12 protein-coding genes are annotated in these 14,997 nt (G+C 39.0%); 7 read left to right on the forward strand and 5 right to left on the reverse strand.

Features of this window, described 5'->3' with window-relative positions; translation table 11 throughout:
* Positions 1–48: 48 nt before the first annotated feature.
* Both BQ9859_RS05900 and BQ9859_RS05905 read left to right on the forward strand, forming a co-directional pair.
* The gene (locus tag BQ9859_RS05900) at positions 49–432 is read left to right on the forward strand and encodes a (deoxy)nucleoside triphosphate pyrophosphohydrolase (protein WP_075877425.1); all 384 of its coding nucleotides are present in this window, start codon (positions 49–51) and stop codon (positions 430–432) included.
* Positions 426–1,652: an HD domain-containing protein gene (locus BQ9859_RS05905; protein ID WP_075877323.1), complete on the forward strand. Its 1,227-nt coding sequence runs from the start codon at positions 426–428 to the stop codon at positions 1,650–1,652. The genes BQ9859_RS05900 and BQ9859_RS05905 overlap by 7 nt, the downstream gene beginning before the upstream one ends.
* Before the next feature lie 192 nt (positions 1,653–1,844).
* Here the strand turns inward: BQ9859_RS05905 and BQ9859_RS05910 are convergent, their stop codons facing one another.
* Both BQ9859_RS05910 and BQ9859_RS05915 read right to left on the reverse strand, forming a co-directional pair.
* Positions 1,845–2,879, reverse strand: coding sequence for an NlpC/P60 family protein (locus BQ9859_RS05910; protein ID WP_075877324.1), 1,035 nt, complete (start codon positions 2,877–2,879; stop codon positions 1,845–1,847).
* 161 nt (positions 2,880–3,040) lie between these two features.
* Positions 3,041–4,903, reverse strand: coding sequence for a transglycosylase domain-containing protein (locus tag BQ9859_RS05915; protein WP_075877325.1), 1,863 nt, complete (start codon positions 4,901–4,903; stop codon positions 3,041–3,043).
* A gap of 199 nt (positions 4,904–5,102) precedes the next feature.
* Here BQ9859_RS05915 and BQ9859_RS05920 point away from each other — a divergent pair, with 199 nt between their 5' ends.
* The 4 genes from BQ9859_RS05920 to fba all read left to right on the forward strand — a co-directional run bounded on the left by BQ9859_RS05920 (position 5,103) and on the right by fba (position 8,487).
* Positions 5,103–5,495, forward strand: a complete 393-nt coding sequence (locus BQ9859_RS05920) for a DUF1934 family protein (protein ID WP_075877326.1) — start codon at positions 5,103–5,105, stop codon at positions 5,493–5,495.
* A complete protein-coding gene (gene argS / locus BQ9859_RS05925) occupies positions 5,492–7,135 on the forward strand; it encodes an arginine--tRNA ligase (protein WP_075877327.1) in 1,644 nt (547 codons plus the stop codon). Before BQ9859_RS05920 ends, argS begins: the two co-directional genes overlap by 4 nt.
* An 11-nt stretch (positions 7,136–7,146) precedes the next feature.
* The gene (rpoE, locus tag BQ9859_RS05930; protein ID WP_075877328.1) at positions 7,147–7,461 is read left to right on the forward strand and encodes a DNA-directed RNA polymerase subunit delta; all 315 of its coding nucleotides are present in this window, start codon (positions 7,147–7,149) and stop codon (positions 7,459–7,461) included.
* A 159-nt stretch (positions 7,462–7,620) separates the two neighbouring features.
* Positions 7,621–8,487, forward strand: a complete 867-nt coding sequence (gene fba, locus BQ9859_RS05935; RefSeq protein WP_075877329.1) for a class II fructose-1,6-bisphosphate aldolase — start codon at positions 7,621–7,623, stop codon at positions 8,485–8,487.
* A 151-nt stretch (positions 8,488–8,638) separates the two neighbouring features.
* Here fba and BQ9859_RS05940 read toward each other — a convergent pair whose 3' ends face one another.
* Positions 8,639–9,544 carry a ketopantoate reductase family protein gene (locus BQ9859_RS05940; protein ID WP_075877330.1) on the reverse strand — a complete coding sequence of 302 codons (906 nt, stop codon included), beginning with the start codon at positions 9,542–9,544 and terminating at the stop codon, positions 8,639–8,641.
* 646 nt (positions 9,545–10,190) lie between these two features.
* Entirely contained in the window at positions 10,191–11,678 is a 1,488-nt protein-coding gene (locus BQ9859_RS05950; RefSeq protein WP_075877332.1) for a DUF1846 domain-containing protein, read from the reverse strand.
* A gap of 251 nt (positions 11,679–11,929) precedes the next feature.
* Here BQ9859_RS05950 and BQ9859_RS05955 point away from each other — a divergent pair, with 251 nt between their 5' ends.
* A complete protein-coding gene (locus BQ9859_RS05955) occupies positions 11,930–13,195 on the forward strand; it encodes a UDP-N-acetylglucosamine 1-carboxyvinyltransferase (protein ID WP_075877333.1) in 1,266 nt (421 codons plus the stop codon).
* A 167-nt stretch (positions 13,196–13,362) separates the two neighbouring features.
* On the opposite strand, the gene BQ9859_RS05960 is transcribed toward BQ9859_RS05955, so the two are convergent.
* Positions 13,363–14,946 (reverse strand): IS1182 family transposase, encoded by a 1,584-nt coding sequence (locus tag BQ9859_RS05960; RefSeq protein ID WP_075877334.1) that lies wholly within the window; start codon positions 14,944–14,946, stop codon positions 13,363–13,365.
* Between the last annotated feature and the right edge of the window lie 51 nt (positions 14,947–14,997).

The following is a 14,997-nucleotide window of genomic DNA, read 5'->3' on the forward strand; positions in this document are numbered from 1 at the left end:
TGTTTGTTTTATAATGAAAAAAAGAATGGTGGTGGTGCTTTGAAACGAATGGAAGTTGTATGCGGGATCTTGATACGCAACAAAAAGGTGTTCATTGCAAAGCGTAAGAGCATACATGCGAATGGAATATGGGAATTTCCTGGCGGCAAGATCGAACAGGGAGAGAGTGCGGAAACTGCAATTATACGCGAGTTGCAGGAAGAACTCCATATTCATGCACAAGTGGTCCAATATGTTTGTGATACGATAGATCATCAGGAGGGATGGGAAATTCATGTACGGGCATATATTTGTTCTAGTGAAGAAGAACCAAACCAGCTGGATGTGCATAGTGAAGGAAGATGGGTCGATTATCGAGAAGTATATGATTACGCGTTTCAAAAAGCTGATCGAACGATCCTGGATCATTTGCAGGAGGTGCTGTCATGTTAGAAAAAACTTCTGAAGTGAAAGTAATGCGCGATCCGATACACGGCTATATACATGTTCATTATCAAGTGATATGGGACTGCATCAACGCAAGAGAATTTCAGCGATTGCGCCGGATCCATCAATTAGGCGGGGATTTTCAAGTGTACCATACAGCAGAACATACGCGTTTTTCACATTCCTTAGGCGTATATGAAATTGTTCGCAGAATGGTAGAAGAAATTGAAGAATTAGCAAATAGATTAACTGAATATGAAAAGTGTGCTGCTATGTTGGCAGGTCTGCTGCATGATTTAGGACATGGCCCCTTTTCACATGCATTTGAGGCTGTCAGCCAATGCCGTCATGAACGTTATACACAAAAAATACTGTTGGAAGATACAGAGATCCACTCCATATTAGCAAAAGTAGATCCATGCCTGCCTGGAGAGGTTGCTGATATCATTGGCTATCGTCATAAAAATGATCTTTTGAATCAGTTGGTCAGCGGGCAGCTGGATGCAGACCGCATGGACTATTTGCTGAGAGATGCCTATTTCACAGGTACTAGCTACGGCACTTTCGATATGGAACGCATTTTGCGTACCATTCGCATCCATGGAAAATATCTAGCAGTAAAAGAAAGCGGGATCCACAGTGTAGAAGATTATATCATGGCACGTTATCATATGTATTGGCAAGTATATCTGCATCCTGTCGCAAGAAGCTATGAAATCATTATTGCATTGCTGTTTGCACGAATGAAAGATGTATGGAATCAAGATCCTTCGTTTTTTGCAGGATTGGAAATGTTTGTTCCTTTCTTAACAGAAGAAGAGGTCTCTGTAGAAGACTACTATCGTTTGGATGAATCAGCAGCTTTATATGGCTTCTCTTTGCTGGAACAGAAAACCGATCCTATTATGCGGGATCTGGCAGGACGTGTCTTAAATCGGCGTTTATTTGATTATGTACAGGACAGCGATGAGAAGTTTGCACAAATTCAAGAATCAGCAAAAGAAAAAGGCTATGATCCTGCATATTATGTTCATCGCGATCATGTTATTCAGAAACCGTACTCGCCTTATAAAGGAAGGCAGGATGCTCATGTGATCTGGATCGTAGATGAACATGGCCAGTTGCACGAACTTTCAGAAACAAGTGCGATCGTAAATGCATTGGTGGATGCAAAAGTAAAAGAACAGCAACTGATATATTACCCGCCGGAACTATATTTAAAATAGCAGTATGATCTAAAACAGAGCTTGCTGTTACTGCTGTCTAAGGGTGCTTCTGAATGTGATCTTAAAAAATATATTATAATGATGCAATCATAAAAAAAGAAGTTTTGCCAATTTGGAAAACTTCTTTTGCTTTTATTCGATCTTGTTCGATAGAAACGAAAATCGCTATTGTTTAATATTTCATCTTGTTAATCAGTCAACGTGAATGAATACAGGTCCTGATCCGCAGTATGCACTATATACAACAGTTCCGTTTCCATGCCATCCGCCATGCACTGCCTGTCCATTTCCAATATAAACGGCAATATGTGCCATTCCTAAACCGCCATCTGCATAGTAAATCAGATCGCCTGGTTGCGGATCGCTTGTAATCGTTCCTAGAGACATGTATTCAGCAGGCCAGCCGTGGAAATAAATACCATTGGCTGCTAAGGCATTTGTCACCAGCATTGTACAATCTTGTGTAGTGCCTACTTGAGCGAGAGCAGCTTCAGCAATGCTAGAGCCTAAAGCACTTTTTGCTTCTTTTGCTACACCGTCTTCACTGAATACATATTCGACACCGTCGATTTCTTGCTTAGTATCTTTTAAGATTTTACCATATTTGTTGCGATAGTAAGCATTTCCGTCTTCGTCATAGTCCCATCCGGTATACAAAACACCATATTCATCTAAATAATATGTATCATTGCCTATTTTTGTTTTTCCGCTAGCCATGATTCCATCATCATCGAAATAATGTTTCTTTCCGTTGATGGTTTTCCATCCGGTCACTTTTTGTCCGTTTTCATCAACATATACATAGGTATCTTCTTTGATTTCTACATATTGTCCAGTAGTCACATATCCATGATCGTCGTACAGGACGTCATCTTGCCAGCCTTTCAATAAACGGCCATCTTCTTGGAAGAAATAATTTTCTTCATCGATTTTTTGTTCGCCAGTGACCATCTTTCCGTTTCCGTCAAAATAGTATGTGTTTTCATCGATTGTTTGCCATCCAAGCAACATTTCGCCTTCATCGTTGAAGTAATATGTTCCTTCGTCAATTTTCAACCAACCGATTGCTTGTTCGTGTGTAGATTCGAGAATGTAATATCTGTCGCTACCTTCACCATGCCATCCCGGCTGTGCTTCATAGGCATATACAGCAGAAACAACAGGCACACATGTTGCGACACATAGTGCGAATGCTATTTTCTTGCTGTGTTTTTCCAAGAAATTCATCCGATTCACCTCATTTTCCGATAAATGAAGTATAACATTCTTGAAAGATTCATGCAAATTTTTGTGTTAAAAAGTGCAAAGGTACCATTAAAATGTGCAAAAACAGCCATCATTTTAGTCACTTTGTTCACGATTCGTGAACAATATATAAATAAGTATTTTTATTCATCTTTTATATACCAGTATGTGCTGCCATAAGAGGAGGATTCTCCATTGATCGGATTGACCTTTTTCTCTACAATATTTTCTGTTGGCGAGTACCAGGGACCTTCTCGATCATTGTATAAATAATGAAAGGTTTTTTGAAATATTTTTTTTGCATGTGATTGGTCTTCAGTATTTAATGTACGATTATCATCATACCCGCTCCATATGACTAATGTATATTGCGGATTGTAGCTGGCTACTAACGAATCCCAATCACTGGTCCCCGATTTTACTGCTGTCTGCACTTGGGGAACGGAACCAAGCATAGACGGGTAGGAGTATGTCTTGTTTTTTTGATCATATGTAGCAGTCAGCAATTGTGAAAGAACCAGGGTTTCATCGCGATACAGTAATTGCTTCATGGCAAATTCATCTTGATATAAAGTCGCTTCATTGCTTCTGATTTCTTTGATCAGCTGCGGTTTGTCATAAAGACCTTCAGAAGCAAAGGTATTGTAGATTGATCCTAATTCCAAAACACTTAAGTTCACCGTACCTAAAGCCAACGAAGCATTTGCAGAGGTTTGAATGCCAAATTGCGAGAGCGCTTCTTGCAAGACTTCTTCTCCTAAAAATAAATGTGTTTTTACTGCATAAATATTATCAGAAATACCTATTGCATTGATCATGGAGATTTCTTGGTAAGGATATTGATCGCCATAATTGCTTGGGGCATAAGTCTCGCCATTGGATAGTTGAAAAGTGGTTGGTTGAGACAGAAAGGTGGTGGAGGGAGTGAATCCGTTACATAAGGCACAATAGTATAACAACGGTTTGATCGTAGAAGCAATTTGCCGTTTGGAATAAATGGCCCGATTATATTGCGATGTCGTATAACTGCTGCCGCCGGCTAAAGCAGTTACATGATTGGTATAGGGGGCAAACATGACGGCACTGACCTGCATTTCATTTTCGTCACCCATTTCCTCTTGAATGCTCTGATATAAAGATTGACTGGCTTCAGGATCAAAGTAAGTCATTACTTGCAGATCTTTTGCTGTGAGATTCATGTTTTCAATTTCTTGCAATACAGTATCAATGTAGTATGAACGAATATCATCCATATTTTCATCTTGGGTATGATCGATCAATACGAAATCATTTTTGATTGCTTCCTTATATTCGTTTTCATTAATGATGTGATTGTCTTTGAGAACTTCTAAGATCGTATGTTGACGCTGTATCGCATTTTCATAATTTAAATAAGGGGAAAATGCACCAGGCCCATTGACGACACCTACTAACATTGCCAATTCTCCGGCATCAAGTTCTTCCAATTCTTTTCCAAAATAATAATGTGCTGCTTGTTTGATGCCGACGACACCATGACCAAAATATAAGGTGTTTAAATATCCTTCCAGTATATTTTCTTTGCTGTAGTGCATTTCTAACCGTATAGAGTAGAAGAATTCTTCTATTTTCCGTTGGAGGGTCTGCTCATTGGTCAAGAAAAGATTTTTAGCAAACTGCTGTGTGATCGTAGAACCGCCTTGCAGTACATTGTCAGTAAATAGATTATTTTGCATTGCTTTCACCACGCGTATAGGGTCAAAACCGACATGAGAATAAAAACGTTTGTCTTCTACAGCAATAAAGGCATCCTGCACTTGTTGCGGAACATCTTGTAAAGCAATCCATTCGCTGCTTTCGCCAAAGTTGCTTTCGTAAAGGATATCGCCATTGCAGTCATATAATGTAATATGCTGTCCTCGACCGTAAAGGTCGATAGGGGCACAAAATGCATACGTATAAAAAAGAAGGAAAAGTGAAATCAATATAAAAAATAGCCACATCAAATAGTGAATCAGTTTTTTCATCATTTTCTCCTCCCTCTATATTCTTCATTTCTAGTCTTTGCATATTGCTGTATTTTAAACATAAATATTTGTTTCTATTTCTGTTGCAATAGTGCGGATAAGAAAAAAATAAGACTGTGATAAAATTTTAGATAAAATAAGTCTTGCGTATTGAGATGTTTCTGATTATAATGCTCATGATGTGAAGTGGTGATGAAGCATGAAAAAAAAGATTTGCCTTGTACAGAGACACTGTGAAAGTAATGAAATTTTGCTTCATTATGAGGGAGAAGCGCAGATTGAAGAGCAGGAAAGAAAACTGAGCATTATCGTAAAATCAGAAGAACCACGATATGAATTAAAAATCCACGCTTATGCCGATGCGATGATCTTACATCATCATACGATGCATGATACGAAATTATCTTTGCGAAAAGGACATCAAACAAATGCGCATATAGAAAATGAGATGGGATCACTCACATTGCAAATACTAACAAAACAATATGAAAAAAGAACCGATTCTGTTTATGTGCAATATGTCATCTTAGACCAGGATCAGGTGTGCGATACATTTGAATTACAAATTGAAATGGGAGGAGGAATGAAATGAATCAAATAGAAAGCGGATTGAAACAGGCGATGAGCAAAGCTGCTAAACAGGCATTTGATTTGGATTTCAATGAAGATCAGGTGATCATCGAAATACCAAAGGATAAAAGTCATGGGGATTATGCATGCAATAGTGCGATGCAGCTGACAAGATTGTTGCATCGAAATCCGAGAGAGATTGCACAGGAATTAATGGCTCATTTTGATATGGAAGAAGCAGGTGTTGCTTCTTATGCAATTGCAGGACCTGGATTTATTAATTTTACAATGCGAAATGATTCTTTGACGAATGTTATCTCCAAAGTACTAGATGAAAAGGATCACTATGGTAAGAATGACAGTGGAGCGCATATGCGGGTCAATCTGGAATACGTATCTGCCAATCCAACTGGTAATTTGCATCTAGGACATGCACGCGGTGCAGCTTGGGGTGACAGTGTGGCGCGTTTGATGAAAGCCAGCGGCTATGATGTTACCAGAGAATATTATGTAAATGATGCAGGAAATCAGATCATTAATTTAGGAATGTCATTACAAGCACGCTATCGCGAGTATCTGGGGCTGCCTTTTGATTTGCCGCAAGATGGTTATCATGGAGAAGATGTTAAAGAGATTGCCATTGCCCTTGCAAAAGAATTTGGCGATCGTTATGCAGAAGAAAATGAGGAAAATTTAAAATTCTTCAAGCAAAAAGGAATTGCATTTGAATTAGCAAAGATTCGCAAAGATCTTGATTATTATCGGGTCAGCTTTGATGTGTGGAGCAGCGAACAGGCTATTCGTGATGCGGGAAAAGTAGAGGATGCATTGAAAGTCTTGGAAGAGAAAGGGCTCACTTATGAAAAAGAAGGTGCTCTTTGGTTTGCAACAATACAATTTGGAGACGACAAGGATCGTGTTTTAAGAAAAACGGACGGTTCTTATACATACCTGGTACCGGATATTGCATATCATAAAGACAAGATGGATCGTGGCTATGAGCAGCTGGTTGATTTTTTCGGAGCAGATCATCATGGATATGTTCCTCGTTTGAAAGCCAGTATTGCGGCTCTAGGCAATGATCCGGACAAGCTGTCTGTAGATATCATTCAAATGGTGCGTTTGGTAGAAAACGGACAAGAAGTAAAGATGAGCAAGCGTTTAGGCAATGCAGTTACGATTCGCGAACTCTGTGATGAAGTGGGTGTGGATGCGGCTCGTTACTTCTTCGTACAGCGTGCATTGGATACACATCTGGATTTCGACTTAGGATTGGCTCGCAGTGAGAGCAATGATAATCCGGTATACTATGCACAATATGCGCATGCTCGTATGTGCTCGATCTTGCGTCAGGCAACAGATTTGCCGCAGGCAAACAGTTACGAACGTTTGACGAATGAAAAAGAAGTAGATTTGATGAAATATATCAATGAATTTACGAGCGTGGTCAGTGAAGCAGCAAAATTGCGGGCACCGAACAAAGTATGTAATTATATTCAAAAACTAGCACAAAAGTTTCACAGCTTCTATAATGCTTGCAAGGTATTGGATGACAGTGATGTAGAATTGAGTGCACAGCGGCTGGCTTTGGTACAGGCAGCAAAAATCACATTATGTAACGCCTTGAATTTAATCGGTGTAGAGGCATTAGAAAAGATGTAGGAGGATTTAAGATGAAAAAATCGATGGTTGATGTCGCTTTTGATTTAATGACAAGAAAGAAAAAACCGGTCGTTTTTTTGAAACTGTGGCAGGAAGTGAGCGAAATCATGGGATTTACAGTTGCCCAGGAGGAAGACAATATCGCACAATTCTATAGCGATCTTTCGCTGGATGATCGTTTTGTCAATGTATCCGAAAATAAATGGGATCTGCGTTCACGTCATACATATGACGAGAGCGTGGTTGATCCAAGTGCAATCATGATCGATGAAGAGAGTGATGAAGGATATGACGATGAGGTAGAAGAGAAAGAAGAAAATGATTAAGAAGAAAGGATGTTCTGGCAGACAAGACCAAACATCCTTTTCTTTCATTGGGAAAAACAGCAGATTTCTTTGCTTTTTTATTTTGGTATACTTAACAAATGCGGGAAAATGAAGTATTATAATAAGTGTGAAATAACATACGAAGGAGGAAATAAAGCTATGTTAGTATCCGCAACTGAAATGATTAACAAGGCTCATGAAGGGCATTATGCAATCGGTGCGTTCAACATCAACAACTTGGAATGGACAAAGTCTATCTTAGCAGCTGCTGAAGAGGCTAAATCACCAGTTATGTTAGGAGTATCTGAAGGTGCTGCTAAATATATGTGTGGTTTCAAAACAGTTGTTGCAATGGTTAAAGAAATCCATGACAGCATGGGAATTACTGTTCCAGTAGCATTACATTTGGACCATGGTACTTATGAAGGAGCTAAAGCTTGTATCGAAGCAGGATTTACTTCTGTAATGTTCGATGGTTCTCATTATGATTTTGCTGAGAACTTGGAAAAATCAAAAGAAATGATCGCTTTAGCACATTCAAAAGGAATTTCTATCGAATGTGAAGTTGGCGGCATCGGCGGAGAAGAAGACGGTGTCATTTCTGCAGGTGAATTGGCAGATCCACAAGAATGCAAGACAATTGCTGAATTAGGCGTTGATTTCTTGGCTGCAGGTATCGGTAATATCCATGGAAAATATCCAGCAAACTGGAAAGGTTTGAGCTTTGATCGTTTGGGAGAAATCCAAGCAGTTACAAATGGTAAACCATTAGTATTGCATGGCGGTTCTGGTATCCCAGCTGATCAGATTGCTAAAGCTATTTCTCTTGGTGTTTCTAAGATCAACGTAAATACAGAGTTGCAGCTGGAATTTGCAGCAGCTACTCGTAAATACATTGAAGAAGGAAAAGACCAGGAAGGTAAAGGATATGATCCTCGTAAACTGTTGAAACCAGGTGCTGATGCAATCAAAGCAAAAGTTATTGCTATGATGAATCAATTTGGTTCTGCAGGAAAAGCTGAATAATTCAATGGTTGATAAAAAGGATTGCACGTCATGTGTGATCCTTTTTTTCTGTAAATCAGATGAATCTTGTTCTCTTTGTATCTATTGATGCGAAAAAAACCTCTAGAAAATCTAGAGGCGCTTGACGAGGCATAGCATGAAGAAACGAATCTTAAAAAGTGTTTTCTATTTTTTTGATTTCATTCATCAAAGTTGTCAATGTAGGAACAGGAATATGATACTTCTTTGCCAAAGGAACGATCGTACCGGAGAATAATGGGAGCTCAGTTTTTCGATGGGCCAAGATGTCCTGTGCCATGCTTGGCATGTTTTCTGGAGAAAGATCATTTACTAACTGGATCCATTGTTGGATATCTTCCATGTGAAGCTGAATACCGATTGCTTGTGCTACACTATGGACCTCTTTCATTGCAGAGATAAATTCTTCCTGGTGTGGACCATGATCTTGACATTCTCCATAGCCGCACTGATAACGGGCACATACTTGATTGATTCCGCAGTTTAACATTAATTTGTTCCATTGTTCCCGCAGGATATCTTTGCAGACACGGCAGGGAATATGCATAGAATCGAAAAATTGTTTCAATGCTTTGACCGTCTCAGACTGCTGCTCATTTTCTGCGCCCAATAAGATCTCGCCAATATGGTCATAATGCATTTCATTTTTTAAATAAGTTGCATCCATCCCTTGAACGATACAGCGAATCACTTGGTCATAATGATATTGTTCACGACAAATATCTTCGCTGCTGATACCATTCAAGCATGATAATAAAATGGTATCTTTATTGACAAAGGGCCGAATTTGTTGCAATGCATCATGTAAACCGGCAAATTTTGTGGTAATCATGATCAGATCAAGCGGTTCCCCATCTACCTGATAAGAAAAATCTGCTTTTTTCTCATTGATGAAGAAAGGTGTCTGCTCATAGCGTTGCTTTCTTTTCTCATCAACGATAAAACACATGGTTTGTAAATGATGATTTTGCAATAGAGAGCCATATAGGGAACCAATGGCCCCTCTACCAATGATACCGACATTTGTTATTTTTTTCATAGCAGGTCTCCTTTAAATGAATGTATATACAATATATTCTATCACATGACAAAAGACCTGCAAAGAGAGCCTCTGTATGCAGGTCCTTAGAAGGATCTTCTGTACATCTTTTGACGATCTGGCTGTATGTTGTAATGGTTGTAAGGAAAAGAAAAGAATCAAGTCAAAAGTGCATGCAGGATATGTACAGAAATAAGAACAAATGTAATTACTGATAAAGTGCGGTGGATCTTTTTCCAGGGACTGCTTTTTTTCTTTTGAAGAGGAAAAGCAAGCACAATTAACAGTAATAGCAGCATCCAAGCCAATTTTCCGCTCATGGAAACAGGAGAGGGTGTGGCTAAGATACCATGCAGGAATGCACAGATACAACATAGAATGGCTAATGATACATGTTGTATTCGTGACAGATTTCGAAACGGAAGATGTTGAAGAAAGTATGTAGATTTGATGAATGCACTCATACAGAGCAAGAAACATAAAACTGCCATAACAGCAAAGAATGTATGCAACAAATGAAACCCTCCGTTCGTAGTTAGCTTTAGCTAACTGATTACATTATAACAAAGTTCTATCAAAAGTAAAGAAAAAAATGTGAAAAAAGTTAGTCTAAACTTACGTAAAATAAAAAGCCGTGAAGAACGGCTTAATATTTATGATAGAGTGAGGATTTGCTTTGATACTGATCTTCACATGTAAGATACATATTTAGCTTGCGGAACACACCGCTGTCTACTTCAGAAAGAATAACAGAGCTGTGCACATCGCATCCTTTCAGTTTAGGAAGCTGCTGCAAGGCTAAATGTGATAACGGATTGGTTGTTGCTGAAATGGACAAGGCAATCAAAACTTCATCTGTATGCAGTCGAGGATTGTGATTTCCCAGTGCATCCACTTTTAAATGCTGAATCGGTTCGATGATGCTTGGAGAAATCAAAGGGATATTGTCATCGATCTTGGCTAATGTTTTTAAAGCGTTCAATAGAGCCGCACTGCTTGCACCTAACAAATCAGTGGTTCTGCCGGTAACGATCGTATCACCAAGGTCAATTGCGACCGCAGGCCCCTCTGTTTCTTCTGCGCGTTTGTTTGCCGCTGCGATACATGGACGAACTTCCTCTGTGATATTTGCCTGTGATAAGATCAACTGAATCTTTTCAATGATCTTTTCTGAGGATCTGCCGCGTTTTAGATCCAGTTTTGCTTGGTAATAACGGCGAATGATCTCATTGTTGCTTGCCGCACAGGCAGCATCATCGTCAATGATGCAATTTCCAGCCATGTTTACGCCCATATCTGTCGGTGATTGATATGGACTTGATCCGTAAATAGAAGTGAACATTGCTTTCAAAACAGGGAATATTTCAACATCCCGGTTATAGTTGACTGTTGTTTTGCCGTATGCTTCTAAATGGAAAGGATCGATCATGTTAATGTCATTGAGATCAGCAGTAGCTGCTTCATAGGCAAGATTTACAGGATGTTTTAAAGGAAGATTCCAAATTGGAAAGGTCTCGAATTTAGCATATCCAGCTTGAATGCCGCGTTTGTGTTCATGGTATAGCTGAGACAGGCAGGTAGCCATTTTACCGGAACCTGGACCTGGGGCAGTAACGACTACCAACGGTTTAGTTGTTTCAATGTAATCATTGATTCCAAAACCTTGCTCAGAGATGATCTTCTTTACATCATTAGGATATCCTTCAATGGCGTAATGCAGGTAAACCGGCACACCAACACGTTGTAAACGTTGACGGAAAGCTTCTGCTCTTGCCTGCTTATCATATCTTGTCAAGACAACACTGCCAACATAAAGACCTACAGAGCGGAACGAATCGATCAGGCGAAGTACTTCATCATCATAAGTGATCCCAAGATCATGCCGCAATTTATTTTTTTCGATATCGCTGGCACAGATCGCAATCACGATCTCCACATGTTCTTTTAACTGTAATAACATCTTTAATTTGCTGTCTGGCAAAAATCCCGGCAAAACACGAGAAGCGTGTGTATCATCGAACAGTTTTCCGCCAAATTCTAAATAAAGTTTATTATCGAATGAACGAATCCGTTCCATGATATGTTGTGACTGCATCTTTAGATAGGCATCGTTGTCAAATGCAATTTTCCTCATAAAATTCCTCCCTATTTTCCTCGAATACTTACGCTATTATATCAAAAAATAATTGGTTATACTACGAAAAAGTAAAAAATATGACAAATGTGTTTTTTTGCCATTTTTAATACATTGTGATTGATTCCTGCATCCATCTGTGACGAAGTTTTTGGAAATTTTCGTACAGTATAGCACTCTTTTGTAAAATGATTTATAATAGTAAATATCAATCTGTATTGATGAAAAAACGGAAGGAGTGTCTTCGGGACATGGAAGAAGTTATTAAGATTGAAGGAGGCCACCGATTAAATGGTACGGTTCGGATCAGCGGGTCAAAAAATGCAACGGTTGCTTTGATTCCGGCTGCAGTTTTGGCATATGGACCTGTAACGATCTGCGGTGTGCCGGATATTTCAGATGTTCGCTCTTTATCCGTCTTATTGAAAGAACTAGGTGTGGAAGTAACGAAGAAACAAAATGATATTATCATCATTGATCCTACGAAAATGGAGAATCGACCGCTGGTAGGAGAATCTGTTTCTAAATTAAGAGCATCCTATTATTTTATGGGAGCATTGCTTGGTAAATATGGTCGTGTAGAGATGAAAATGCCGGGAGGCTGCTATTTAGGTCCCCGTCCAATCGACCTGCACTTAAAAGGATTTGAGGCCTTAGGCGCTAATGTTCAATATGAAAAAGGATCTTATATTATAGAAGCAAAAGAATTAATTGGAAATAAGATCTTTTTGGATATTTCCAGTGTGGGTGCGACGATCAATATCATGATGGCTGCTGTTTATGCAAAAGGCCGTACAACGATCGAAAATGCTGCAAAAGAGCCGGAGATCATTGATATCGCGACTATGTTAAATAAGATGGGCGCACGTATTCGAGGTATGGGAACAAGTGTAATTACCATTGACGGCGTCGATAAGTTAATGGGCTGTTTCCATGAAATCATACCGGATCGCATTGAAGCGGCAACCTATGTTGTATTAGCTGCTGCTGCAGCCGATGAAATGGTGGTTGAAAACATCATTCCGCAGCATTTGGATGCTTTGCTGATGAAATTAGATGAAATCGGCATCGATCTGGAAATTGATGTGGACCGTGTCATCGTTCATGGAATGAAAGATGAACTAAAAGGCACGGCTATCAAGACAAAACCGTATCCAGGGTTTGCGACCGATATCCAGCAGCCGTTAACTACGTTATTGACGCAAGCACACGGGCAATCGATCATTACGGAAACGATCTATCCGGAGCGGTTTAAACATTGCGGCGAACTGAAAAAAATGGGAGCGCATATTGATGTGATGGTACCAAGCTGTTTTATCAATGGACCAGTGAAGTTGAGCGGAACAGAAGTTGTTGCAACGGATCTGCGGTGCGGTGCTGCATTGGTGGTTGCAGGTTTGATCGCAGACGGTATTACGGAAATTCATGATATTTATCATATTGACCGGGGTTATGAAAATCTAGACGGCAAGTTAAGTGAACTTGGCGCAAAAATATGGCGTGAAACCATAGAGTAACAAAAAGAGGCTGTAACGAAATAGAAGATTTTAATTAAACGAATCTGTCTATTGAGGTTACGACCTCTTTTTTCTTTTCTTTACTTTGAAATTGTTTCAATTCTCCCAATTATCCCTGTTTTTTGGCATTATGAAAACACCTATTGTGGAAAACCCATCAACATTATTTATGCTTGTGCTTTTTTTCTTGTTTTTTTGTTATGATATTTCATCAGATTAAAGCCTACGCACACCAACAGGAACTCCATTTCTACATTTTTGATGCTTCTCCTATGTAATCTGTCATAAGCATAATCTTCTTTTATCACTCCAAATGCTCCTTCGCTTTGTATGGATCTTTGCACTCGATGATGGATTCCTTCTTCGCTATTTAGTTTTTTTCTCGCTGTTCTTTCAAACTCCTCAAGTATCGGATTCACGCTTATCGTTCGATCTCCCTTGGCTTTCGTACATTGAGATTTGAGTGGGCAATCCGTGCATTTGCCACAACTGTGCGTTTGATTGATTCGATAATATTTGCTTCTCTTATCAACCGTTTCATTGATACAGCTAAATTCATGTCCTGCCGGGCAGATATATCTTCCATTTCCATTTCTGTTCCAGTTTGATTTGATGAATGTTTTTTTCTTGTAGCTCGTTTCTTTTTCTTTTGAATACATCGTATATTTGATATAGGCTTCCATATCATTTTCTAAACAGAAGAAATAATTATCATAGGATCCATATCCTGCATCCGCTACTACTGTTTTAGGCATCCTGTTATAAAGTGCTCTGAATGTTTCAAGAAATTTGATAAATGTCTTTTGATCGGTTCTATCCTGATAGATACAAGCCAATTGGATATATTCGCTGCTTACTGCTATCTGTGCATTGTATCCTGCCTTGAAGATTCCTGTCTTCATGTAATGGTCCTCTTTCATGTGCATCATCGTTGCATCGTGGTCTGTTTTCGAACAGCTGTTTCTGTCAGGTCCGCATAGTTCAATTCTTTCCAAACAGTTTTGCAGTGTTTCTTTGTATTTCATCAATTCATCATAATAACGCTGAATCTGGCTTTTTCGCTTACCTTTTCCATAAATGAAAGTGATTCCCTCTTGTTCAACGATATGAAAAATTTGGTTAGCCATATTCTCTATGTCTTTTATTGTCCACTCCTCTTTTTGAGATGCTTCAATACGATCACCCAGTTTCTTGACCCATTCGTTTAATCGAGTGAATATTTTATCTCTTGTTTTGATTGCGGTCTTTTTCCAGATGAAAGTAAACTTGTTGGCATTGGCCTCAAGCTTGGTTCCATCAATATAAACCGTATCATGATCAATTGACGGATCTAATATCTCAATTGATTCAAATATATCTCTAAAAATGAATTGGATGTCATATTTTAAATACTTTTGGATGAAACGATGAAATGCCATGTGACTTGGCGTTTCCTCCTGCATCAAGAACATGAAACGGATGTCTGTTCTACAGCTTTTTTCAATATCTCTTAGACTATAAATATGATTCATGAACGCAAACAGGATGACTTTGATCATCTTGAAGGGATTATATTCTTCACGCCCTCTGTGAGCAGGGTGATTAAGATATTTGTTCCAGTTGACTCCTTCCATCACTTCAAGAAAACTGTACACCGGATCAGAAGAATCGATCTTTTTTTCACAATCCAGTGGTAAAATCATCTGAAATGCGGTATAATTCCTATTGCTCAAATAGGAATGATTTAGCTCTAACACTTCGATGTTTTTCATAGCTAAATTATACCAAAAAATGCATCCTTTCTCTTTCGAGATTAGATGCAT

This window comes from Merdibacter massiliensis, from assembly GCF_900155395.1.
Classification (GTDB): Bacteria; Bacillota_I; Bacilli_A; order Erysipelotrichales; family Erysipelotrichaceae; genus Merdibacter; species Merdibacter massiliensis.

What these genes read in the sequence shown, in the direction of transcription:
- BQ9859_RS05950 (WP_075877332.1), bottom strand. Translation starts at nt 11,678, where the DNA reads ATGAGGAAAATTGCATTTGACAACGATGCCTATCTAAAGATGCAGTCA.
- BQ9859_RS05920 (WP_075877326.1), top strand. Translation starts at nt 5,103, where the DNA reads ATGAAAAAAAAGATTTGCCTTGTACAGAGACACTGTGAAAGTAATGAA.
- BQ9859_RS05940 (WP_075877330.1), bottom strand. Translation starts at nt 9,544, where the DNA reads ATGAAAAAAATAACAAATGTCGGTATCATTGGTAGAGGGGCCATTGGT.
- fba (WP_075877329.1), top strand. Translation starts at nt 7,621, where the DNA reads ATGTTAGTATCCGCAACTGAAATGATTAACAAGGCTCATGAAGGGCAT.
- rpoE (WP_075877328.1), top strand. Translation starts at nt 7,147, where the DNA reads ATGAAAAAATCGATGGTTGATGTCGCTTTTGATTTAATGACAAGAAAG.
- BQ9859_RS05910 (WP_075877324.1), bottom strand. Translation starts at nt 2,879, where the DNA reads ATGAATTTCTTGGAAAAACACAGCAAGAAAATAGCATTCGCACTATGT.
- BQ9859_RS05915 (WP_075877325.1), bottom strand. Translation starts at nt 4,903, where the DNA reads ATGAAAAAACTGATTCACTATTTGATGTGGCTATTTTTTATATTGATT.
- BQ9859_RS05905 (WP_075877323.1), top strand. Translation starts at nt 426, where the DNA reads ATGTTAGAAAAAACTTCTGAAGTGAAAGTAATGCGCGATCCGATACAC.
- BQ9859_RS05955 (WP_075877333.1), top strand. Translation starts at nt 11,930, where the DNA reads ATGGAAGAAGTTATTAAGATTGAAGGAGGCCACCGATTAAATGGTACG.
- argS (WP_075877327.1), top strand. Translation starts at nt 5,492, where the DNA reads ATGAATCAAATAGAAAGCGGATTGAAACAGGCGATGAGCAAAGCTGCT.
- BQ9859_RS05900 (WP_075877425.1), top strand. Translation starts at nt 49, where the DNA reads ATGGAAGTTGTATGCGGGATCTTGATACGCAACAAAAAGGTGTTCATT.
- BQ9859_RS05960 (WP_075877334.1), bottom strand. Translation starts at nt 14,946, where the DNA reads ATGAAAAACATCGAAGTGTTAGAGCTAAATCATTCCTATTTGAGCAAT.